At 66.5% G+C, this 23,221-nt stretch carries 21 protein-coding genes; 13 read left to right on the forward strand and 8 right to left on the reverse strand.

Annotated features, from left to right (window positions below):
* Positions 1-45 precede the first annotated feature (45 nt).
* Positions 46-1,566 carry an aldehyde dehydrogenase family protein gene (locus tag B4F51_RS17940; RefSeq protein WP_296227776.1) on the reverse strand — a complete coding sequence of 507 codons (1,521 nt, stop codon included), beginning with the start codon at positions 1,564-1,566 and terminating at the stop codon, positions 46-48.
* 280 nt (positions 1,567-1,846) lie between these two features.
* Between B4F51_RS17940 and B4F51_RS17945 the strand changes: the two genes are divergently transcribed.
* From B4F51_RS17945 to B4F51_RS17975, 7 genes are all read left to right on the forward strand, one after another.
* Complete coding sequence (locus B4F51_RS17945; RefSeq protein ID WP_296227777.1) at positions 1,847-2,635, forward strand: quinoprotein dehydrogenase-associated SoxYZ-like carrier; 789 nt, start codon at positions 1,847-1,849, stop codon at positions 2,633-2,635.
* Positions 2,632-3,576: a quinoprotein relay system zinc metallohydrolase 1 gene (locus tag B4F51_RS17950; RefSeq protein ID WP_296227778.1), complete on the forward strand. Its 945-nt coding sequence runs from the start codon at positions 2,632-2,634 to the stop codon at positions 3,574-3,576. The genes B4F51_RS17945 and B4F51_RS17950 overlap by 4 nt, the downstream gene beginning before the upstream one ends.
* A 1-nt stretch (position 3,577) precedes the next feature.
* Positions 3,578-4,546, forward strand: a complete 969-nt coding sequence (locus B4F51_RS17955; protein ID WP_296227779.1) for an MBL fold metallo-hydrolase — start codon at positions 3,578-3,580, stop codon at positions 4,544-4,546.
* 263 nt (positions 4,547-4,809) lie between these two features.
* Entirely contained in the window at positions 4,810-5,934 is a 1,125-nt protein-coding gene (locus tag B4F51_RS17960) for a porin (protein WP_296227780.1), read from the forward strand.
* Between the two features lie 132 nt (positions 5,935-6,066).
* Positions 6,067-6,483 carry a MarR family winged helix-turn-helix transcriptional regulator gene (locus tag B4F51_RS17965; RefSeq protein ID WP_296227781.1) on the forward strand — a complete coding sequence of 139 codons (417 nt, stop codon included), beginning with the start codon at positions 6,067-6,069 and terminating at the stop codon, positions 6,481-6,483.
* Between the two features lie 53 nt (positions 6,484-6,536).
* On the forward strand, positions 6,537-6,929 hold the full coding sequence (locus tag B4F51_RS17970) for a tautomerase family protein (protein ID WP_296227782.1): 393 nt from the start codon (positions 6,537-6,539) through the stop codon (positions 6,927-6,929).
* Positions 6,930-6,977: 48 nt separating this feature from the next.
* Complete coding sequence (locus tag B4F51_RS17975; RefSeq protein WP_296227835.1) at positions 6,978-7,118, forward strand: hypothetical protein; 141 nt, start codon at positions 6,978-6,980, stop codon at positions 7,116-7,118.
* Between the two features lie 5 nt (positions 7,119-7,123).
* Here the strand turns inward: B4F51_RS17975 and B4F51_RS17980 are convergent, their stop codons facing one another.
* Positions 7,124-8,146 (reverse strand): GlxA family transcriptional regulator, encoded by a 1,023-nt coding sequence (locus B4F51_RS17980; protein ID WP_296227783.1) that lies wholly within the window; start codon positions 8,144-8,146, stop codon positions 7,124-7,126.
* 88 nt (positions 8,147-8,234) lie between these two features.
* On the opposite strand from B4F51_RS17980, the gene B4F51_RS17985 reads away from it, so the two are divergent.
* From B4F51_RS17985 to B4F51_RS18010, 6 genes are all read left to right on the forward strand, one after another.
* Positions 8,235-9,377 (forward strand): acyl-CoA dehydrogenase family protein, encoded by a 1,143-nt coding sequence (locus B4F51_RS17985; RefSeq protein ID WP_296227784.1) that lies wholly within the window; start codon positions 8,235-8,237, stop codon positions 9,375-9,377.
* 25 nt (positions 9,378-9,402) lie between these two features.
* A complete protein-coding gene (locus B4F51_RS17990; RefSeq protein WP_296227785.1) occupies positions 9,403-10,608 on the forward strand; it encodes an acetyl-CoA C-acetyltransferase in 1,206 nt (401 codons plus the stop codon).
* A gap of 13 nt (positions 10,609-10,621) precedes the next feature.
* Complete coding sequence (locus tag B4F51_RS17995; protein WP_296227786.1) at positions 10,622-12,748, forward strand: 3-hydroxyacyl-CoA dehydrogenase NAD-binding domain-containing protein; 2,127 nt, start codon at positions 10,622-10,624, stop codon at positions 12,746-12,748.
* Between the two features lie 30 nt (positions 12,749-12,778).
* Positions 12,779-12,979 (forward strand): hypothetical protein, encoded by a 201-nt coding sequence (locus B4F51_RS18000; RefSeq protein ID WP_296227787.1) that lies wholly within the window; start codon positions 12,779-12,781, stop codon positions 12,977-12,979.
* Positions 12,942-13,268, forward strand: a complete 327-nt coding sequence (locus B4F51_RS18005; protein ID WP_296227788.1) for a fatty acid desaturase — start codon at positions 12,942-12,944, stop codon at positions 13,266-13,268. Before B4F51_RS18000 ends, B4F51_RS18005 begins: the two co-directional genes overlap by 38 nt.
* Positions 13,269-13,491: 223 nt before the next feature.
* Entirely contained in the window at positions 13,492-16,116 is a 2,625-nt protein-coding gene (locus B4F51_RS18010; protein WP_296227832.1) for a bifunctional diguanylate cyclase/phosphodiesterase, read from the forward strand.
* Between the two features lie 6 nt (positions 16,117-16,122).
* Here the strand turns inward: B4F51_RS18010 and B4F51_RS18015 are convergent, their stop codons facing one another.
* Genes B4F51_RS18015 through B4F51_RS18040 form a run of 6 tightly spaced genes read right to left on the reverse strand, consistent with a single transcriptional unit; the run spans position 16,123 to position 23,221 of the window.
* Complete coding sequence (locus B4F51_RS18015) at positions 16,123-17,214, reverse strand: diguanylate cyclase domain-containing protein (RefSeq protein ID WP_296227789.1); 1,092 nt, start codon at positions 17,212-17,214, stop codon at positions 16,123-16,125.
* Positions 17,215-17,244: 30 nt separating this feature from the next.
* Positions 17,245-18,270: a chemotaxis response regulator protein-glutamate methylesterase gene (locus B4F51_RS18020; protein ID WP_296227790.1), complete on the reverse strand. Its 1,026-nt coding sequence runs from the start codon at positions 18,268-18,270 to the stop codon at positions 17,245-17,247.
* A complete protein-coding gene (locus B4F51_RS18025) occupies positions 18,267-20,630 on the reverse strand; it encodes a hybrid sensor histidine kinase/response regulator (protein ID WP_296227792.1) in 2,364 nt (787 codons plus the stop codon). The genes B4F51_RS18020 and B4F51_RS18025 overlap by 4 nt, the downstream gene beginning before the upstream one ends.
* Positions 20,627-21,331 (reverse strand): chemotaxis protein CheW, encoded by a 705-nt coding sequence (locus B4F51_RS18030; RefSeq protein ID WP_296227794.1) that lies wholly within the window; start codon positions 21,329-21,331, stop codon positions 20,627-20,629. The genes B4F51_RS18025 and B4F51_RS18030 overlap by 4 nt, the downstream gene beginning before the upstream one ends.
* Positions 21,312-22,724, reverse strand: coding sequence for a CheR family methyltransferase (locus B4F51_RS18035; protein ID WP_296227796.1), 1,413 nt, complete (start codon positions 22,722-22,724; stop codon positions 21,312-21,314). The genes B4F51_RS18030 and B4F51_RS18035 overlap by 20 nt, the downstream gene beginning before the upstream one ends.
* Positions 22,725-22,729: 5 nt before the next feature.
* The gene (locus B4F51_RS18040) at positions 22,730-23,221 is read right to left on the reverse strand and encodes a chemotaxis protein CheW (protein WP_296227797.1); all 492 of its coding nucleotides are present in this window, start codon (positions 23,219-23,221) and stop codon (positions 22,730-22,732) included.

Consider the following 23,221-nt stretch of genomic DNA (forward strand, 5'->3'; position numbering starts at 1 on the left):
ATGCCGATGGCTACGCGCATGCCGCGTCGTACTACGCCCGCACCATCAGAAGAAGCCCAGCGGCTGCGTGTCGTAGCTCACCAGCAGGTTCTTGGTCTGCTGGTAGTGGTCGAGCATCATCTTGTGGGTCTCGCGGCCCACGCCCGACTTCTTGTAGCCACCGAATGCCGCGTGCGCCGGATACAGGTGGTAGCAGTTGGTCCACACGCGCCCGGCCTTGATGGCGCGGCCCACGCGGTAAGCGCGGTTGATGTCGCGCGTCCACACGCCAGCGCCCAGCCCGTACTCGGTGTCGTTGGCGATGTGGATGGCCTGTGCTTCGTCCTTGAACGTCGTCACGGCAATCACGGGGCCGAAGATCTCTTCCTGGAACACGCGCATGCTGTTGTTGCCCTTGAGCAGCGTCGGCTTGATGTAGTAGCCCTTCGACAAATTGCCGGGCAGCACTTCAACATCGCCACCGATCAGGCATTCGGCGCCTTCTTCCTGGGCCAATTCCAGGTAGCTGCGGATCTTGTAGAACTGCTGCTCCGAGGCCTGCGCGCCGACCATCGTGTCGGTATCGAGCGGGTCGCCGCGCTTGATGGCGGCCACCTTGGTCATCACCGCATCCATGAAGCGGCTGTAGATCGATTCCTGCACCAGCGCGCGCGACGGGCACGTGCACACCTCGCCCTGGTTGAAGAAGCCCAGCACGAGACCCTCTGCCGCCTTTTCGATGAAGCTCGGCTCGGCCTGCATGATGTCTTCAAAGTAGATGTTGGGCGATTTGCCGCCCAGCTCCACCGTCGACGGAATAATGCTTTCGGCAGCGCACTTGAGGATGTGCGAGCCCACCGGCGTCGAACCCGTAAAGGCGATCTTGGCGATGCGCTTGCTCGTGGCCAGCGCTTCGCCGGCTTCCTTGCCATAGCCATGCACGACGTTCAGCACGCCCGCCGGCAGCAGGTCGCCAATCAGCTCCATCAGCACATTGATGCCCAGCGGCGTCTGCTCGGCCGGCTTGAGCACGATGCAGTTACCGGCGGCCAGTGCGGGCGCCAGTTTCCACGCGGCCATCAGCAGCGGAAAGTTCCACGGGATGATCTGCCCGACCACGCCCAGCGGTTCGTGGATGTGATACGCGACGGTGTGCTCGTTGATCTCCGCCGCCGAACCTTCCTGCGCACGAATGCAACCGGCGAAGTAGCGGAAATGGTCTGCCGCCAGCGGGATGTCAGCGTTGAGCGTTTCGCGCACCGGCTTGCCGTTGTCCCACGTTTCTGTCACGGCCAGCAGTTCGAGGTTCTGCTCGATGCGGTCGGCAATCTTGAGCAGGATCAGCGAGCGGTCTTGCACGGAAGTGCGGCCCCAGGCGTCGGCGGCTGCGTGCGCGGCGTCGAGGGCGCGGTCGATGTCCTCGGCGGTCGAGCGCGGGAATTCGGCAATCACCTCGCCCGTCACCGGCGTGGTGTTGGTGAAGTACTGGCCCTTGACCGGCGCGACGAACTCGCCGCCGATGAAGTTGCCGTAGCGCGGCTTGAACGAAACGATGGCGCCGGGAGTGCCGGGATGGGCGTAACGCATGGGTTGTCTCCTGATGTATGAGTGGTGACGTCAGCGTTCTGGTCTGCGCTGGGTCCGTGCGTAATCTGCAAAACCCGGGCCACCCTGGTTTTTTGACGGTTCGCCCCTTCAGGAATCGGCTGCCCGCCCTCCACGCTCGTGCGACTGCTCCAGAATGCAACACCCACTGTTGCAAAGCGCAACGCCAATCGCAGGCCAGCCATCCACACAGGCCGCCTCGCCGATGGCACGCATTTCGCAGTGCTCGCGGGCCATCAAAACGACAAAGACCGCGATGAACATGGCCCAACCCGTTGCCGCAGCCATCGTGCGCGGCTGTGCCGTTGCCGCATTGGCCTTCGCCTGCGTGCCCCCGCCCGCATGGGCCGATGCCGCCGACCCCGCCGGTTCGCCGCTGTGGCCGTTGATCCGACAGGAATTTCTAGGTGCCGCACCCACGGCGTTCGACAACCGCATCAAGATCACCGGGCCCGCATTTGCAGAAGACGCGATGCAGGTTCCGATTGCCTTCGATGCCTCGGCGCTTGGCAAGGTCGATCGCATCGTCGTCATGGTCGACCGCAACCCGATCCGCAAAGTGCTGGAGTTCGAGCCGTTGAAGGCGCGCCCTGCCCTGTCGTTCCGGTTCAAGCTGCAGGAGGCCTCGCCGGTGCGTGTGGCGGCGCTGGCGCAGGATGGCGTGTGGCATGTCGGCACCTTGCTGGTGGACGCAACCGGGGGTGGATGCACGCTGCCGGGCGCAACCCGTCAGAACGCCACCTGGAGCGCCACGTTGAACCAGGTGGAGTCGCGCGTGTTTCCCGGCTTTGGCGGGTCGGGGGCGCGCATCCGCCTGCGCGTGATGCATCCGATGGACACAGGCCTCGTCGCGGGCATCCCCGCGTTTCATATTGAGCGGCTGGATCTGCTCGACAGCCGGCATCAGCCCATGCTCCGGCTGGCGCTGTATGAGCCGGTGGCGGAAAACCCGATCTTCTCCTTCGACCTGAACGGCCCCGCAGAACGGGGCATCTCGGTGGCCGGCGTCGACAACAACGGCAACCGCATCCGCGCACAGGTGACACCATGAACCGATGGCTTGGCATCGTGCTGTCTTGTGCAATGCAGGCGGCGATGGCGCAAGAGCGGGCACAGGGTCTTGACTACCATCTCGCACCGCGCAAGGTTGCGCCCGATGTCTGGGTGCTGGAAGGCGCCAACGCCGATTTCGCACCGGCCAACGGCTGCAACATCATCAATACAGGGTTCATCGATACCGGCGACGGTGTGCTCGTGATCAACACCGGACCCTCGGCCCTCTACGGCGCGCAGCAGCGCCAGGCCATCCGCTCCGTCACGTCGGCGCCGGTGCGCTGGGTGTTCAACCTGAACCTGCACCCCGACTACTTTTTCGGCAACCAAGCCTATGCCGACGTCGGCGCCCAGGCGCTGCCGGGCACCATCGCCGGCGCACAACGCGAAGGCGCAGCCTACGCCGACAACCTCTACCGACTCTGCGGCAACTGGATGGAGAACACCGAGCCGACACCGCCCAGCCAGCCGTTGGCGCCCGGTCAACGCACGTTTGGCCACCATCGCATCGAGCTCATCCGGCTCGATGGACACACCAGCGACGACCTCGTCCTGGTGGACCAGTCCAGCGGCGTGGTCTTTGCAGGCGGCCTGGCATTTCGGGACCGCATTCCCACCACCCCGCATGCCGACATCCAGCGCTGGCTTGCCAGCCTGGATCAGCTTCAGGCCATCGTGAGCGCGAGCGGCGCCCGCGTGCTGATTCCCAGCCATGGGCCGGCGCTCGGCAAGGCCGACGCCATTGCCCAGACACGCGGATATCTGCGTTGGCTGGATGCGCGCATGCGCCGCGCGGCCGAAGAAGGACGCGACCTGGCCGAGGTGCTCGCCATGCCGGTGGCGCCCGACTACGCACGGTGGGGCGGGATGCCTGCCGAGTACGTGCGCAACGTGACCCGCTTCTATCCAACCTATGAGAGCGCCGTTCTGGCCCGCTGACATGGCGCCCGCGCACACGCGGCGCCGCTGGATGCGCCTGATGCTTGCCGTGATGCTCAACCCGGCCCCGCCTGCTCTCGCGCAACCCGCGCGCGTCTCGTTGCTGCGTCTGCAGGACGGCCTGTACGCAGCACGCGCAGACAATGCCGAGGCGGCACGCGCCAATGCCGGTGAAGTGGTCCCGACGCTGATCCACGTCACGGGCAACGGCGTGCTGGTGGTGGACCCCGGACCGCATCTGCACTGGGGCAACCGCCTGATCGCCGCCATTCGGAATCTCACCGCCGAACCCATCCGCTGGGTGGTCAACACGCACGCCCACCCCGAGCATGTGCTGGCCAACGCGGCCTTTGCCCAGTTGCAGCCGCGCCCCGCCTTCCTGGCTTCGGCTGCCACCGCCAGCCTGATGCGGCTGCGTTGCGAAACATGCCTGGAAAGGCTGACCCGCATGCTGGGCGAGCGCGCCATACGCGGCACGCCGATCGTCTATCCCGAGCCAGCCTTGCGCGACGGCGACTGGCTGCACACCGGCAAGACCGCGTGGCAAGTCCGCATCCATGCCGCAGCGCACAGCGCCTCGGATACCGTGCTGTATGCGCCGCAGCGACGCGTACTCTGCGTCGGCGGCCTGGCATATCGACAACGGGTGCCCGACTTGCAGGAAGGCTCACTGCTCGGGTGGCGGCAGGCGCTGCGTTCGCTCACACCACTGCCCGCCGACATCGTGATCGGCACGGCCGTCGGCACCCCGGCACAGACGCTGCGCCCGACACTGGCGTATCTCGACATGCTCGACACCGCGATTGCCGACGCCATTGAGACCGGCGCAGACGCGGCACACGCGCTCGATTACGCCTCTGGTCAGGCCTATCGCGACTGGCGCAACTTCACCCCTCGACACGCCCTGAACGTGTTGCGCGCCTGGCGGGAACTGGAAGACCGCTGGATGCAGAACGCACCATTGAGATAGAGGCTGCGCCCTGTTCAATCCGTGAGCAGACGTGTGCTGCATGTTGTGTTCACTGTCCCGCCTTGCCACAGCGCGCTGCGCGCTGGACCGCGCGTACAGACACCGCATCCCGAATATCACAGCGCCAAGCTGCGCCACGCAAACGCTGGCGCCGCACAACGCCCGAATCTTGGTACGCGTATTGCAAAGCCCCGCCCCGCGCCGAACGCGCTTCTGGCAATCGGCGCACACCACAGATCCAACAAAGACAATACGGAGACAACATGCAGAACCAACGCCTTCGAATCTACGCCCTCGCAGCAACCCTGGGCTGTGCTGCAAGCGCAGCCATGGCGCAATCGTCAGTCACGATCTACGGCACGGTCGACGCCGGGCTGCAATACCGCAATCGGAGCGCAAACAATTCGGGCAGCGTCACGGAGTTGATGTCCGGCGGCATCAGCCCCAGCATCTGGGGGCTCAGGGGAGTCGAGAACCTTGGCAACGGACTGAAGGCCACCTTCAACCTGGAAGGGCATTACAGCAGCGATACGGGCACGCTGACGACCGGCCCCGGCTTCAGTTCAGAGATCTTCCGCCGGCAGGCCAACGTCGGCATCAGCAGCGATTGGGGAGCGATCACGCTCGGCCGTCAATACAGCCCGGCCCTGATCGGCACCATCGGCACCGAAGCACGCGGCTTCAAGGAGCAGTTTTCCAATCTCTACGGCTGGGCCTACAACCAGTTGGCGGCGCCCGCAAACGCCATGGGCGCCGGCACGAACCCCGGCAACGATGTGGGCGTGTTCACCGCCAACACCGTGCAGTATTCGAACAGCTTTGGCCCGGTCTGGATGGGCGTGGCCTACTCGCTGGGTGAAGTCGCGGGCGGGCTGAAGAAGGGCAACGAAGTCTCGCTCGGCGCCACGTACACAGGCCCGGTGACTGTCGGCCTCGGCTATCAGACGATTGCCGACAGCGGCTCGGGCGAAACCCTCAGCAAGTTGTGGAGCGCGGGCGTCGCCGTTCCGTTTGGCGCTTTCACCGGGAAGCTCAACTACATTGACGCCACCAACAATGCGCCCAGCGGGGCACGGGTTTCCGACGTCAAATCGATCGGTGCCGGGCTGGACTACAAGTGGAGCGCCAGCAATACCGCAACGCTTGCCGGCTATTACAGCAAGTACGAAAGCAGCGCGCACAACAGCTCCACCAAGTCGGTGGTGTTGAGCAACGACTATGCGTTTTCCAAGCGCACCACGCTGTATGTGCAGTTGGTCTACGTGGATGCCGGTGCCGTGGGAACAGCCGATCCGCTTGAGAGCCTCAAGACCTCGATCGTTGCGGGCGGCACCGCGCCGGGCGCGAAGACCGTCCTGGCGGGCGTGGGCCTGAAGCACTCGTTCTGACCCGCACAAACGCACGTCACGTCTTACGTGGCTGATGGGAAGGGGCATGCGTGCCCCTTCCGAAGAATCGCAATCCTCATCATCAAAAACAAGTTGCATATCTAACAATATGAACCTATCATCCACTTCACCATGTTCGACCACTGCCTCTACTTCAACACCACCGCCCTGGCCCGCAAGCTCGACCGAGTCTGGGCAGAAGCGTTTGCACCTTTCGATCTGACACCGCCGCAAGGCTTCATGCTGCGCGCTGTCGTAGACCACCCCGGCATGCTGCAAAGCGAGTTGTCGGAAACGATGTCGGTCACGCGCCCGACCGCCACGCGGGCCTTGGACGGCCTGGAAGCCAAGGGCCTGATCGAACGCCGCAAGACAGAAGCCGATGGCCGCGAATCCGCCATCTTCCCAACGCGCGAGGCAATGAAGATTGGTGTGGCGTTGAACGAGGCCAGCGGCGCAGTCACCGCACGTCTGAAGCGCGTACTGGGCAGCGCGGAGTTCACCGACACGGTAACGAAGATCCGGGGCGTGCGCTCGACCCTGACCTGAGCGTTTTTTTAACCTCTTATAGTTGCATTGCTAACCAATAAGGAAGAACCATCATGCCGATCCTCAACGTCAAAGTCAGTGCCCAGCGTTCTGCGCAGATGACGCAGAAGATTTCCGCCACGCTGCTCGAACTCACCTCCCGCATCCTCGGCAAGGACCCGAAAGTCACCGCCATCACCATCGACTACGTCGACCCGGCGGATTGGATCGTCGGCGGACAAACGCTGGCCGCGCAGGGCAAGCACAGCGTCTATTTCGACATCAAGGTGACGGACGAAACCAACACCAAGGCGGAGAAGGCGCAGTACATCGCCGAGGCGTTTGCGGCTTTTGTCGAGTTGCTCGGCAACCTGCACGAAGAGTCGTATATCTATATACAGGACGTACGCGCCGCGGCTTACGGCTACGGCGGCAAGACCCAGGAGTACCGCTTTCAGCACACGTGATGGACGTGATGTGCCGGCAGCGCCGCTCCCATCGCAGAACAACCAGGTGTGATCATGAACCGCACAAGTGCTTTCTTCGCGGCCAGTTGGCTGGCCGCCGCGCTGCTGTATTTCGGGCAGCATTCGCTGCCGCTGACCGCGCTCGCGGGCATTGTTCTGCTCGCCGGCTTCGATCTGCTGCGGCCATGATGTGCTCAAGCGCCGCGCTGGCCGCGCTGCTGTGCCCGATAGCGCAGCGGGCTGCATCCGTGGCCCGCTGCAAACGCGCGGCTCAGTGCGCTGACGCTGCCGAAGCCGCATTCGTCCGCGATGTGGTCAAGCGACTGCCGCCGCGTGCGCAACAGGAACGCCGCCAACTCCAGCCTTAACGCCGCCACATAGCGCCGCAGGTTACTGCCGGTGGCGGTGGCAAAGCGGCGTGTCAGGGTCCGCTCGCTCATCGCCGCCTGGGCGGCGAGCTCTGCCAGCGCGGGCGGCGCGGCCAACTCCCGTTCCACGATCTCCTGGATGGCCAGCACGGCCGCATCGCCGTGGCGCTTGAACTGCGCCGTCCACACGGCCATGTGCTCATAAGACGGCAACGACTGCGTGAGCGCCGTGCGCAACATCCGCCGCGAGGCGCCCGCGCCCCGGCAGTGATCGATGACATACGCGCAGGCGTCCACCGCCGGGTTGATGCCGCTGACGGTAATCAGGCGGCCATCCACTACCAGGGACTTGTCGGGCGTGTAGCGCACGGCCGGAAAGTGCCGCGCAAACCAGGCGCGCTCGCTCGCGAGCCCCGTGGCGCGGCGGCCATCCAGCAGCCCGGCCTTGGCAAACAGCGGCGCCGCGTTCAGGCCAACCACCAGCGCGCCCGCGTCGTACTGCGCGCGCAGCCAACCGGCAAACGCCTGCTCCTCCCCTTCCAGCGCCGCCTGCGGCGCAAACTGGCCGGGCACGATCACCACATCGTGCTGGCCGGCCGACTCCAACGCGCCACTCGCGGGCACCGCCATGTCGGCAAAACTGGTGGCCGGATTGCCGTCGGCCGACAGCAGATCGACCTCGAACAGGCGGCTGCCCATCACATCCACGCTGCGCGCCTGCATGGTGCCGGCAATCAGCAGCATCTCCTGCGTGAGGAATACGTAGCCCGCAAACAGGCGCGGCGGCAGCAGGATGGCGATGCGGGCTCGGTCGGGGAGTTTGGAGGACGGTTTCGACTGTCTTCTCATATCAAGAACGTGGCGGTTCAGATCAACCGAAATTGTCGTCCGCTTGCTGAAATACGGCAACCATCCGCCATTGCCATCCGGAGCCGTCATGATTGCCCGCACGCTGTTCGAAGACGAACACGACACCTTTCGCGAATCCGTCCGCCGCTTCGTCGAAGCCGAGGTCCTGCCTCACCACGAACGCTGGGAAGACCAAGGCTATGTCGACCGCGCCATCTGGGAAAAAGCCGCCGCCGCCGGCTACCACTGCGCCAGCATGCCCGAAGCGTACGGCGGCGCCGGGGCCGATATCCGCTACAGCACCGTGCTGATCGAAGAGATCTACCGCGCGGGCGCCACGGGCCTGGGCTTCGGCCTGCACTCGGAAATCGTCGCGCCCTATCTGCTGCACTACGGCAGCGAATCGCTCAAGCAGCACTACCTGCCCAAGCTGGCGAGCGCGGAGATGATTGGCGCGATTGCCATGACCGAACCCGGCGCCGGTTCCGACCTGCAAGGCGTGCGCACCACCGCGACACGTAGCAGCGACGGCAGCCACTACGTGCTCAACGGCTCGAAGATCTTCATTACCAATGGCTGGCACGCCGACGTGGTGATCGTCGTGGCGCGCACCACGCCGGAGGGCGGCGCCAAGGGCACGAGCCTCTTTGTGGTCGACACGAGCATGGACGGCTTCAGCAAGGGCAAGCGCCTGAAGAAGGTCGGCATGAAAGCACAGGACACCGCCGAGCTGTTCTTCGACAACGTGCGCGTGCCCGCTGCAAACCTGCTCGGCGAAGAGCACCGCGGCTTTTCCTACCTGATGCAGGAACTGCCGTGGGAGCGCCTGCAAATCGCCATCGGTGCCATCGCCTCGGCCGAGGGCGCGCTCGACTGGACGCTGCGCTACGTGCGCGAACGCCAGGCCTTCGGCAAACCCGTCATCGATTTCCAGACCGCGCGCCACGCGCTGGCCGAACTCAAGACTGAGATACAAATCGGCCGCGTGTTTGTCGACCAGTGCATCGCGCTCAAGCTGGCCGGCAAGCTCGATGCCGCCACGGCATCCATGGCCAAGTACTGGACCACCGACCTGCAGTTCAAGGTGATGGATCGCTGCGTGCAACTGCACGGCGGCTACGGCTACATGTGGGAATACCCGATCGCCCGCGCCTGGGCGGACTCCCGCGTGCAGCAGATCTACGGCGGCACCAACGAGATCATGAAAGAGCTGATCGCCCGTACCCTCTGACCCGAAAACCCGAGGATCGAATCCCATGGAAGCCTATATCTACGACGCCGTGCGCACGCCGCGCGGCAAGGGCAAGAAAGACGGCAGCCTGCACGGCGTGACGCCGCTGCGTCTGGCCGCAACCGCGCTGCGCGCCATCCGTGACCGCAACCAGCTCGACACCGCGCTCGTCGACGACGTGGTGCTCGGCTGCGTGGAGCCGGTGGGCGAGCAAGGCGCCTGCATCGGCCGCGTGGCGGTGCTGGCCGCCGGCTATGCGGAAACGACCGCCGGCGTGCAGGTCAACCGCTTCTGCGCCTCGGGCCTGGAAGCGTGCAACATGGCCGCCGCACAGGTCATGGCCGGGCAGAGCGACTTCGCCATCGGCGGCGGGGTGGAGAGCATGTCGCGCGTGCCGATGGGCGCCAGCGGCGGCGCGTGGGCGGTCGACCCGGCCATCGCCATTCCGTCGTACTTCGTGCCGCAGGGCGTGTCGGCCGACACCATCGCCACCAAGTGGGGCTACAGCCGCCGCGATGTCGACGCCTATGCCGCCGAGAGCCATCGCCGCGCACATGCCGCGGCCGGCGCCGGTTGGTTCAAGCACTCGATCGTGCCGGTGCGCGATCAGAACGGCCTGACCATCCTCGACCGCGACGAGATGATCCGCCCGCAGACCACCGTCGACACGCTCGCGCAGCTCAAGCCGTCGTTCGCCGAACTCGGCGAGCAATACGGCTTCGACGCCGTGATCCGCCAGCGCTATCCGGAACTGGAACGCATCGAGCACGTGCATCACGCCGGCAACAGCTCGGGCATCGTCGATGGCGCGGCCGCCGTGCTGATCGGCAGCCGCGAAGCCGGCCAGCGCGCTGGCCTCAAGCCGCGTGCGCGTATCCGCAGCTTTACCAGCATCGGCTCGGAGCCGTCGATCATGCTGACGGGCCCGTCGTATGCGGCAGAGAAAGCGCTCAAGCGCGCGGGCATGCGCGCGTCGGACATCGATCTGTACGAGCTGAACGAAGCCTTCGCCGCAGTGGTGCTGCGCTTCATGGAAGCCATGAACGTGCCGCACGACAAGATGAACGTCAACGGCGGCGCCATCGCCATGGGGCATCCGCTGGGCGCCACGGGCGCCATGATCCTCGGCACGCTGCTCGACGAGCTGGAGCGGCGCGGTGCCAGCACCGGCCTGGCCACGCTGTGCGTGGGCGCGGGCATGGGCATTGCCACCATCATCGAACGCGTTTAAGGAGCGTGCTGACATGATCGACATCACCATCGACGCCGACGGCATCGCCACGCTCACGTGGAACCAACCCGGCCGTGCGCAAAACGTGCTCAACGGCGAAACCTGCGCCGCCTTCTTCTCCGCCATCGACCAGGTATCCGCAGATGCCAACGTCAAGGGCATCCTCATCACCTCCGCCAAGCCTGACTTTATTGCCGGCGGCGACCTCGAATGGCTGCAGGCCAGCGACGATGCGGCCACGCTGTTCGAGCGCACGTGCCAGCTGCACCGCGCGCTGCGCAAGCTGGAAACGTGTGGCAAACCGGTGGCCGCCGCGCTGCCCGGCTCCACACTGGGCGGCGGGCTGGAGATTGCGCTGGCGTGCCACTACCGCGTGGCCGCCGACAACGCCCGCGCACGCTTCGGCTTGCCCGAAGTCACGCTGGGCCTGCTGCCAGGCGGCGGCGGCACGCAGCGGCTGCCACGTTTGATTGGCGTACAGAAGGCGCTGCCGCTGCTACTTGAAGGCAAGCGGCTCAAGGCGGCGGATGCGCTCAAGCTCGGCATCCTCGATGCGGTGGTCAATGCCGGGGATGAAATCAACGCTGCCCGCGCGTGGCTGCTGGGCGAAGGGCAAACCCGCGCGCAGCAACCCTGGGACATCAAGGGCTACAAGGTGCCCGGTGGCGCCATTGCGAGCCCCGCTGTGCAGCAGCTCTTCACTGCGGCCAATGCCATGCTGCGGCAGAAGACGGTCGGCAACTATCCGGCGGCCGCCAGCATCCTGTCGTGCGTGTACGAAGGGCTGATCACCGACATCGATACGGGCCTGAAGACCGAGGCGCGCTACTTCGTGCAGGCCGTGCTGTCGCCTGAGGCGCGCGCGATGATCCGTACCCTTTTCTTCAGCCTGAACGCAGCCAACAAGCTGGCGGCACGCCCGGCCGACGTTCCGGTACGCCGGTATGCAAGAGTGGGCGTGCTGGGTGCCGGCATGATGGGCGCCGGCATTGCCTACGTCACAGCCAAGGCCGGGGTGTCCGTCGTGCTGCTCGACGCCACGCAAGACGCAGCCGAGCGCGGCAAGGATTGCTCCCGCAAGCTGGTCGAGAAACAGGTACAGCGCGGCCGCCTGCATGCAGAGCAAGCCGAGGCGCTGCTTGCGCGCATCAAGCCGACCACGTCGTATGCCGATCTGGACGGCGCCGATCTCGTCATCGAGGCCGTGTTCGAGCAGCGCGATATCAAGGCCGACGTCACGCGCAAGGCGGAGGCTGTGCTGTCGCCAGACGCCATCTTCGCGTCCAACACCTCCACGCTGCCGATCACCGGGCTGGCGGAAGCCAGCAGCCGGCCGGGCAACTTCATCGGCCTGCATTTCTTCTCACCCGTCGACAAGATGCCGCTGGTGGAGGTGATCGTCGGCCGGCAGACCACGCAGGCCACGCTGGCGCAAGCGCTCGACTACGTCAAGGCGGTCGGCATGACGCCCATCGTCGTCAACGACAGCCGGGGCTTTTATACGAGCCGCGTGTTCTCGACCTACGTGCTCGAAGGGCTGGCGATGCTGGCTGAAGGCGTGGCCCCCGCGCTGATCGAGAACGCCGGGCTGCTGGCCGGCATGCCGGTCGGCCCGCTGGCGCTGATCGACGAGGTGTCGAGCGAGCTGATCCACAAGGTCAATCAGCAAACCCGAGCGGACCTGGGCGTCGCCTACATCGAGCGCCCAGGCGAGGCCGTTGCCGAGCGCATGGTGGCGCTGGGCCGCATCGGCCGCAAGTCGGGCCGGGGCTTCTACGACTATCCGGCCGACGGCAAGAAGGCGCTGTGGCCAGGCTTGGCCGCGGAGTACCACCAAGCAGCCACACAGCCCGACGTGCAGACGCTGATCGACCGCTTGATCACCGTGCAGGCGGTCGAAACAGCGCGCTGCCTGGATGAAGGCGTGCTGAACGACGCGCGCGATGCCGATGTGGGTGCGCTGCTCGGCTGGGGCTTCCCGGCGTTCCGGGGCGGCCCGGTGTCGCACATCCATCGCGTGGGGATCGGCCCGTTTGTCGAACTGTGCGAACGCCTGGCCGCCGAGCATGGCCGCCGCTTTACGCCGCCAAAGCTGCTGCGCGAGATGGCGGCACGAGAGGAAGCGTTCTACTCGCGTTGATGCGGAGGCCGCACGACGTCTGTCCTGCGCGTGATCGACAAGGCTGAACTCAAGACGCTGGCCACGCCGTCCGACCTGCACGCGTGGTGGGTCACGGCGGTCAACTTCGCACTGATTGCGGCGGCCTTTGCGCTGCCGGCGGTGTGGCCGCATCCGGTTGCGTGGGTCTTGGCCTCCGTCGTGCTGGCCGGGCGTGCACGTAGTCGCCGTGCCGGACCACCTCGCACGTGACCCGCGCCAGAACACAGGCACCACGCTGGCCGGGCCACTCGGGCGTCTGCTGATCGGGCCCAACCGGGTGAATTTCCACGTCGAGCACCATCTGGCCGCGAGCGTGCCGTCGTACCGGTTGCCGGCCCTGCACCGGCTGCTGGCCCGGCGCGGCTACTACGCGCAGGCCCTCTGCATCGCATCGTCGTGCTTGGCGGTGATCCGCCGATGCACAGCAGCGCACGCCGCCGAAGCCGCAACCCCCGGCACCCGCGCCCGAGCACGCGGCATCCTGGACAATATGCGTTGACACCTTCTCCCGCCTGAAATAGGCAAACACTCCAAGTACACGGTCGCGCACTTATCACGCGTCCCAACACTACGGCTAAGGCACACACAGCCCGTGCCGATATATATAGTGGGTGGGTGGCGTTGCCGACATCGCGGACAGTCCTGCGCGCCCAAAACGACTGGGCATAAGAAACGCTGGAGTTGGGGTGGTCTTGGAGCAATCGAATACCTCAGACAATACGATGTTGCGGCGGCTGGGGGGCCTGCGGGGGCTCCTGTCGCCGCTGAACCTTGGGGCGGTGGCATGTCTCGTTGCCATCTGGTCGTTCACGTCGTCTCAGCTCGGCAAGGAGCGGAACCGCCTGACCCACGACGCCGAAACCCGCACGCAACTCGAAGCCCAGGCCTTTGGCGAATACTCGCTCGGTAGCGCACGGCGCCTGTCGGAATTCCTGCTCGACCTGCGCACCAGTTGGCTGGCCGGGCGCGAGGTGTTCAAGCGTGTCATCCACGAGCGGCAGGACGTGGTGCGCGACCTGACCTTCCAGGTGGCCGTCATCGACAAGGATGGGCTGCTGCTCTACTCCAGCATCGCGCCCGTCACCGAACGCGTCGACCTGAGCCAGCGCGAGCACTTCCGCGTGCACAAGGAGGCGGGCGGGCGCGACTCGCTGTTCATCAGCGACCCGGTGCAGGGCAAGGTCTCGAAGAAATGGTCGATCCAGTTCACGCGGCCGATCCTGGACGCCGGGCGGTTTGCGGGCGTCATGGTGGTTTCCGTCAGCCCAGAACAATTCGCGAGCTTTTCCAACTCGCTTGCCATCGGCAAGGATGGCGCCGCCACCATCATCAAGGAGTCCGGTCAGGTCATCGCGCGCGTGCCCAACCCGGACATGGGCATCGAGAAGCCACCGCGCGTGCGTCACTTCAACCAGGCGGGCTCACCGGAATCGGGCAGCTACCGTGTGATCTCGGGCACCGATGGCGTCGAGCGCATCGTGGGCTACCACCATGTGCCCGAGATCGGGCTTTACTTCCTGATTGGCGAATCGGTAGCGTCGGTCCTGGCGCCCTATCAGTCCTACCGCCAGACCGCGTTGGCCGAGGCTGTTGCCTCGACGCTGCTGATCGCGCTGCTATATCTCACGCTGCGCAGGTCCATCGCTGAACGCAAGCGGCACGTGGAGGACATGCGCCTGGCCTCGCTCGTGTATGCCTCCAGCAGTGAAGCGATGATGGTGACGACGCTCGACGGCAACATCGTCGACGTCAACCCGGCCTTCACCGTCACGACCGGCTACACCACGCAGGAGCTCAAGGGGCAGTCCAGCGAGGTCATCCGCTCCGAGTGCAATGACGAAGCCGTGGTCGACGCCATGCGCGCAGCCGTCGCCGACAAGGGCACGTGGAGCGGCGAATACCTCATCCGCCGCAAGGACGGCAGCGAGTTTCCCGCGCTGCTTACCATCGATACGTTTGGCGGGCTGACGGACGGCAAACCCCGTCGCGTCGCGCTCATCCATGACATGACCGAAAAGAAGCGCGCCGAAGAGGTCATCTGGCGACAGGCCAACTTCGACGCGCTCACCGATCTGCCCAACCGGCACCTGTTCTACGACCGCCTGCGTCAGGAGATTGAGCGGGCCAGGCAGTCGTCCGCGCAACTGGCGCTGCTGTTCATCGATCTGGACCGCTTCAAGGAAGTCAACGACACGCTCGGCCACGACCATGGCGACGTGCTGCTCAAGGAGATCGCGCGCCGTATCTCGGCCGTCGTGCGCGGCACCGACACGGTCGCGCGGCTGGGCGGCGACGAGTTCACCGTCATCCTGCCGAACCTGCCGGACCCTGGCGCGGCCGCGCCCATCATCCGCAGCCTGCTGGCGCGTATTGCGGCGCCGCTGCGGCTTGGCGAAGAAAGCGTTGAAGTATCGGCCAGCATCGGGTTGGCGCTGTACCCGCGCGACGCCGACAGCGCGGAGTCATTGCTGGTGCGCGCCGATCAGGCGATGTTCTCGGCCAAGAGCGCGGGGCGCAATCAATGGGCCGTCTTCACCCCCGCGCTGCAGCGCGCGGAACAGGAGCGTCTGCGCGTGACGAGCGACCTGCGCGTGGCGATCGAGCAAGGGCAACTCGCGGTGCACTACCAGCCGATCATCGACCTGCGCAGCGGCAAGGTGCGCAAGGCCGAGGCCCTGATCCGCTGGACGCATCCGCTGCGCGGCGAGATCGATCCGGCCGATTTCATTCCGGTGGCTGAAGAGACTGGCCTGATCGTCGAGATCGGCAACTGGGTCCTGCACGACGCGCTGAACCAGATCACACGCTGGCACGCCGTGCTCGACAGCGCGCTGCAGGTCTCGGTCAACAAGTCGCCGGTGGAGTTTCGTGCCAATCAAGCCGGCGACGAATCATGGTCCAAGGTCGTGGAGCGCCGTGGGATTCCGCCGCACAGCCTCGTGGTCGAGATCACCGAAGGCGCATTGATAGAAGAGAGCATGGAAGTGGTCGAGCACCTCAACGATTTCCGGCGGGCCGGCATCGAGATTGCGCTCGACGACTTCGGCACGGGGTATTCGTCGCTGTCGTATCTCAAGCGCTTCGAGATCGACTACATCAAGATCGACAAATCGTTTGTACGCAGCCTGGCGCACGACCCGAAGGACATCGCCCTGTGCAGCGCCATCGTCAGCATGGCGCACGCGCTGCACATCAAGGTCATTGCCGAAGGCATCGAAACCGAGGAACAGAAGGCGATCCTGATGGCTGCGGGCTGCGACTACGGACAGGGCCACCTGTTCTGTCCTGCGGTGCCGCCGGAGGCGTTCGAAGCCTTTGCCCTCGAGAATCAGCTCGCAGAAACCTAAGAAGACTTAAGCGCCCCGGCTGGCCCCCGCACCGACCACCGTCCGGTTCTTGCCCTCGTGCTTGGCCCGGTACAGCGCCAGGTCGGCCGCTTCGATCAGGGAGGTGGTCGGCATATCCGGCTGCGGCGCCAGCACCGCGCCCCCGATGCTGGCCGTCACGTGGGCAGCCGTGGGCGAATGCGCATGCGGCACCTGCAGCGCTTCGATGGCACTGCGAATCTTCTCTGCCAGCACCTTCAGCCCCTCGGGGCTGGTGCCGGGCAGCACCACGGCAAACTCCTCGCCGCCAAAGCGCGCTGCCAGGTCGCCTGGCCGGCCCAGGCACCCCTCGACCGTGCTGCCGATGCGCTTCAGGACCTCGTCACCGGCCACGTGGCCGTAGTTGTCGTTGTAGAGCTTGAAGTTGTCGACGTCGATCATCAGGAGCGACAGCGTCGTACCCTCTCGCGCGCCGCGCCGCCATTCAGCGTTCAGGTATTCGTCGAGATAGCGGCGGTTGGCCAGGCCCGTCAGGCCATCGGAGTTGGTCAGGCGGCGCAGCTCCAGGTTGGCCTCCAGCAACTGCTGCTGCGACTGGCGCAGCGCGCGGTAAGCCGCGTCGCGCTGCAGCAGGTTGACATAGGAGCGCGAGTGGTAGCGGATGCGCGCCAGCAGCTCGATGCGGTCCGGCAGCTTGACGAGGTAGTCGTTGGCCCCGGCGGCAAAGGCGGCGCTCTTGATGACGGGCTCCTCCTTGGTCGACAGCACGATGATGGGCACGTCGCGCAGCACCGGGTTGGCGCGATAGTCACGCACCAGCGTCAGGCCGTCGGTGCCCGGCATCACGAGGTCTTGCAGGATGACGGTCGGGCGCGTCTGGATGGCGGCGACCATCGCCTCGTCGGAGCGCGCGCAGTAGTGAAAGTCGATGCGCTCCTCGCTGGCCAGCGCCTGACGCACGGCCTCGGCCACGATGGCCTGGTCGTCCACCAGCAGCACCATCACGGGTACGTCAGCAGCGGCCGGCGTGCGCAGCAGGGCGCGCGCGGCTTCCAGTGCAGCTTCAGCGACGAGTGAAGGCTTGTCGTCGTCAGGTATCTCGGGCGGTTGGTTGGTCATGACGCTCCCCGTTTTGTGGTGATGTTGTGGTTATGTCTGTTGACGCGGGCTCGTACGTACGAGCGCCATCAATTCGTCGGCAATGCGGTCCAGCGGCAGGATGGCGCGCGCCGCGTCCAGCGCCGCAGCAGCCTTGGGCATGCCATATACCGCGCTGGTCGCATGGTCCTGCGCGATGGTGTGATAGCCCTTGGCGCGCATCGCCTTCAGGCCGATGGCGCCGTCGCGTCCCATGCCGGTCAGCAGCACGCCGATGGCCGGCCCCTGCCAGTGCTCGACCACGCTGTGAAAGAACACGTCCACCGAGGGCCGGTACGGCGTGCTTGCAGGCTCGCGCGTATAGCCGAACGCGCCACCAGGCAGCACGTGCATGTGGTCGTTGGTTGCCGCCAGCAGCACTTCGCCGGCACGCGGGCGATCGCCCTCCACGGCCACGCGCACCTTGAGCGCGGTCTGGCCGTCCAGCCATTCGGCCATGCCGGCCGCGAAAGCCTGGTCGACGTGCTGGACCACGGCAATACCGGCAGCAAACTCCGGCGGCAGCTTGCCCAGTACCGTGGCCAGCGCGGTCGGACCGCCGGCAGATGCACCGATGGCCACCAGCGGCACGGCGCTGTCACGCACCGGCGTGCTCTCGCGCGGCTTGTGCGCGACGGGCTTTTCCAGCAAGCGGCCGATCTGGTCGATCTTGGTCAGCAGCGGGTGGTTGCAGTCGGTATCGGTGCCGGTGCCAAGCGTGGGTGTGTCAACGGCATCGAGCGCGCCCGCACCCATCGCCTCGTACACGCGCCAGGCGTTGGCGCCCACGCTGCCGGTCACCACCAGGATGGCGCACGGGTTGCGCGAAGCCATGATGCGGCGGGTCGCCTCCACGCCGTCAAAGCGCGGCATGATCAGGTCCATCAGCACCACGTCGGGCGGCTGCGCGGCGCAGAAGTCCACCGCCTGCGCTCCATCGGTCGCCACCCACAGCACACGGTGCTCAGGACGGCGTGCAATGGTGCGGCGCATGGCTTCCACCGCCAGCGGCATATCGTTGACGATGCCGATGTTCATGTCCGCGCTTCTCCAATCAGATCGCGCACCGCGTCGAGCAGCGCTTCATCGTGGAAACTGCCCTTGGCGAGGTAGTAGTCGGCACCGGCTTCCAGGCCACGCCGACGGTCTTCCTCCCGATCCTTATAAGACACGACCATCACCGGCAGCGACCTGAGCACCGCATCGCGCTTGATGAGCGTGACCAGCTCGATACCGTCCATGCGCGGCATGTCGATGTCGGTGACGACGAGATCGAACTCCGCGCCACGCAAGGCGTTCCAGCCGTCCATGCCGTCCACCGCCACGGTGACGGCGTAACCGCGTTTCTCCAGCAGCTTGCGCTCCAGTTCCCGCACGGTGAGCGAGTCGTCCACCACCAGCACGTGCTTCTGGTGCTGCACGGCCGCGCCCTGGCCGCGCTGCACCTTGTCGAGCTGGCCACCGCGCACGAGCTTGTCGACCGAGCGCAGCAGATCGTCCACATCGACGATCAGCACCACGTCGCCGTTCTCCATGAGCGCGCCGGCGGCAATGTCGCGCACCTTGCCCAGGCGCGCGTCCAGCGGCTGCACGACCAGCATGCGCTCGCCCAGGAAGCGGTCGACGGCAATGCCGTAGGTGTCCGGATCATCGCCGATGACGACCACCGGCACGCTCTCGCGCGCCGCGCCCGGCGGCTGGGTACTCAACAACTGATGCGCCGTCACCAGACCCACAGGCCGGCCCTCGAACGCGAAGTGCTGCTGCCCTTCGAGCATGTCGATTCCGGTGCGGTCGAGCTCCAGCGTGCGCCGCACGTAGGCCAGCGGAAACGCATACGCCTCGCCGCCCACATCCACCAGCAGGCTGCGGATGACCGACAGCGTGAGCGGCAACTGCAGCACGAAGCGCGTGCCGCGGCCGGACTCGGTATGAATGCGCACCGTGCCACGCACGGCCTTGACCATCTCGTGCACGGCATCGAGCCCCACCCCACGGCCCGACAGATCGGTCACCTGCTCGCGCATCGAGAAGCCCGGCAGCAGCAGGAAGTCGAGTAGTTCATGGTCGGAAAGGCGGCTGGCCGTGTCGGCATCCGACAGCCCGCGCCGCACCACCGCTGCGCGCACGGCTTCCAGATCGATGCCCGCGCCGTCGTCGGCCACCGTAATCAGCAGCTTGCCGGCGCTGTGGCGTGCCTCCAGCGTGACGCTGGCCTCGGCCGGCTTGCCCTGTGCCTCACGCGCCTCGGGCGCTTCCACACCGTGGTCGATGGCGTTGCGCAGCAGGTGGCCCAGCGGCGCGTCGAGCATGTCGAGGATGTCGCGGTCAACCTGCGTGGCCTCGCCAACGATTGCAAAACGCACACGCTTGCCCAGCGAGCGCGCCAGGTCACGCACCACACGCGGGTAGGCGTGCGTGGCATCACCAAACGGGCGCATGCGGCATTGCAGGGCCTCGTCATAAAGCTGCTGGGCGAGGTTGGTGCTGCGGCGGTCGAAGCGGTCCAGCTCGTCGATGTGCTCGCCCAGCGTCTGCTGCATCTGGCCGAGCATCTGGCGCACGTCGTTGAGCGCGGCGTACATGTCGGCGTCGGCATGCGGGTCGAGCCGCTCGACCAGCGTTTCGTAAAAGGCATCGAGCGCCAGCGTGGCCGTGCGGTGGCTGCGCTTGACGCGCAGCATCGACTCGCCGAACGGCTTGAGCCAACGCGATTCCACCAACGATTCCCCCGACAAGCTCAACAGGCGATCAAGGTTGTCGGCGCGCACGCGCAGCATGCGGTGCGGATCGCGCGTGGCGCCGATGGGCGCGCGATGCGGCACCGGAGCAATGGGTTCGGGTTGCGGTTCCGGCGCTACAGCCAAGGTCGGGGCCGATGCCGGAACCGGCGCTGACAGCGCCGCCACCTCGGCATTCAGCAAGGCCATGGCCGCCTTCAGCGTTGCATCTTCGGCGGCGGGCTCCGGGTCGACAAACATGGTCGCCACCGGCGCAGCCACGGCGGCACCGGGCGCGGAGAAAGCGGCCAGCACCGCGTCGATCTCGCCACGCGGCACGAGCCCTGCGGCGTCCGGCTGGCCAACACGCAGCAGCAGGTCAGTCCCGCGCAGCAGCACGTCGACGTGCGCGGCGGTCAGCAGCAGTTCGCCGCGCTGGGCGGCCACGAACCACTCTTCCATGCGGTGCGCAACGTCCACGCCATCCTGCAGGCCGATGATGCGCGCCGCGCCCTTGAGCGAATGGGCCGCGCGCATGCAGGCTTCCAGTGCGGCGGCATCGGTGGGCGTACGCTCCAGCGTCAGCAGGCCGGTCGACAACACGCGCGTCTGCGTCTGCGCCTCTTCGTGGAACAGCGCGAGCAGCGATTGGCGGCCCAGGTCGTCACCCGTGCTCATCGCAGGCTCCGGGCAATCGAATCGAAGACACGGTCGGCATCGAGCAAGCCGATGGTGGTCTCCCGCCACGGCAGCACACCACGCGCGTGCGCGGTAGCCGCGTAGGTCAGCGTGGACGGCACCGGCAGCAGGGCGGACGCCGGAAAGCGCAGCACGCCCTCCACCTCGTCCACCGGGAAGGCCGCTGGCTCATCGCGGTGCGCGGCTACCAGCAGGCGCACGTAGCCATGGCGGACGCCGTGCTTGCCGCCGCCCGAGCGGTCGAGCTTCAGCAGCTCGCCAAGCGATACGGCCACCGTCAACGCGCCACGAATGTTGACGAGCCCCAGCACTACCCGGTTGCGCCGGTGCGGCAGCGAATGGATGGCACGCGGCGTGTCGATCTGCCGCAACGCGGTGGCAGGCAGCGCCAGCCATTCGTCGGCAATGCGGAAGACGAGCACGGCCAGCTCCGTGCCGGCGTGCTCCTGCGCGCGCAGCGGCGTGGCCGTGCGGTGGACCTGTGCGGCAGCCTCCAGATCGGCCTGGTCCAGCGCGCGATCCAGCAGCGCGGCGGCGCCTTGCTCGTAGACGGGGCAGTTCAGGCAGCGCGTGTAATTGGGCAGGCGCGGGCAGGACTGATCTCCCCGCGTGCCGATGCGGTTCCAGCAGTCGTCGACGAGCGTGATCACGCCCGCGTGGTCATGGACGGCGTGCCCCATGCGTTCCTCGTGTGTGCTCCGGTGTGTCGGATGGTGCTGGCCGCGCCCTGCCCTGGCGGGCCATCGCCCGCTCCGCGCGCAGCATGAGCTGGCGCGCGCCCACCGTATCGCCGGCCACGTCGAGCAGCGCGGCCAGGTGGGTCAGGGCTTCGTAATGCGTCGGCTCCAGGTACAGCGTCTTGCGGTAGAAATCGCCGGCATCGGTGTGCCGGCCGCGCGCGTCGGCAATCAGGCCGAGCAGGTAGAACGTATCCGCCTCGGGCGCGCGCAGGTTGGCGATCTCCAGCGCCACGCGCTCGGCTTCGTCAAAGTAGCCGGCGTCGGCCAGGCGGCGCGCGTCCGCCAGATCGGGCAATACGGCGGACTCGGACGAGGCGATCAACGGCGCGGGCTTGATCAGCGGGCGTGCCGCGCCAGCGGGTGCGAGCTTCGGTGCGGGCATACGCGCGGCAACCGGGCGGGCCGGCACAGTGGGCAGCGTAACGCCGGGTAGCCCCATCAGCGCATCGCCGGTCGGCTCCGGGGGCAACGGCAGGCGAAACGGCAACGCCGTCCGCACGGTCGCGTCGCCCGCTGGCGTGCGCTGGAAGGCAAAGGCCAGCGGAATGCGCGCGGAGCTCATCGCGTGGCGCATCATCAGGCCGGTCTCGGCCGGGCCGACAAAGATCATGCCGTCCTCCGCCAATTGCGCATCGAGCCGGCGGATGGCCTGGTCTTGCGCGTCGCGGTGGAAGTAGATCAGCACGTTGCGGCAGAAGATGAAGTCGTAAGGGGCGTCGTCGGCCGCTGCGTCGAACAGGTTGGCCTGGGTGAAGCGCACGGCCTCGCGCACGGCCTCGTGCAATTGCCAGCCGCCCTCGGTCTCGGTGAAATGCCGCTCACGGAAAGCCAGCGGGTGTCCGCGAAAGGCATTGCGCCCGTATGTCGCGCGCTTGGCGAGTTCGATGGCGCGCGCGCTGATGTCGATGGCGTCGATGGTGAAGCGTGCCGGGTCGATACCCGCGTCGAGCAACGCCATGGCCGCCGAATACGGCTCCTCGCCGGTGGAGCACGGCAGGCTGAGGATACGCAGCACGCGCTTCGGCTCACGCGCGAGCCTCTCGCCAGCCAGGCGCGCGAGCGTGACGAAGGCCTCGCGATCGCGAAAGAACCAGGTCTCGGGCACCACCAGTGCTTCGATCAGCGCCTGGCGCTCTTCGGGCGAGGTATTCAGGCGTAGCCAGTACGCATCGAGCGACGCCGCATCCGGCAGAGTCTGCGCGCCTTGCGTGGCAAGCATCGTGCGCGTGCGATCCAGCACGACGCGCTCCAGCGTATTGGCGCCGAGCGAAGGCGCATCGATGCCGGTCTCGTGCGAGAGCCAGGCTTCGAAGCGCGGGTCCACTGCCACCATGATGATCAGGCCGCCTGCCCGGCCGCGGCCTTGGCCGGGAACAGCAGCGCACGGGCCTCGGCATCGAGCATCGCCAGCACCTCGATGCGCTGGACCAGGCCGTCGTCCAGGCTGGCCACGGGACCAAGCCACCGTGCGTTGGGCGTGGCAACGCCACTGTCGGCAAACTGTGTGTCCTGGATACGGCGCGTGTGCGTGGCGCGCTCAACAATCAGGCCAAGCAACGGCGCCTGATTGTCATCAAGCACGTCACGTCCGTCTGCGGCATAGCGCACCAGCACCAGGCGCGTGGACCGCAGCAGCCGCGCCGGACGCCCGAGCGCGAGTTGCGACACGTCGATCACGGGCACCGGCGTGCCATGCCGCTCGACCACGCCGGCAATCCACGCCGGCGCGCCGGGGATCGTCTTGGCCGGCATCAGCGGCAGCACCTCGGCAATCTGCGCCACGTCGAGCGCGTAGCGGTCGCTATCGAGCTCGAACAGAAGGTAAAGCAT

The organism is Ralstonia sp. UBA689 (assembly GCF_002298975.1).
In the GTDB taxonomy this organism is placed as follows: Bacteria; Pseudomonadota; Gammaproteobacteria; order Burkholderiales; family Burkholderiaceae; genus Ralstonia.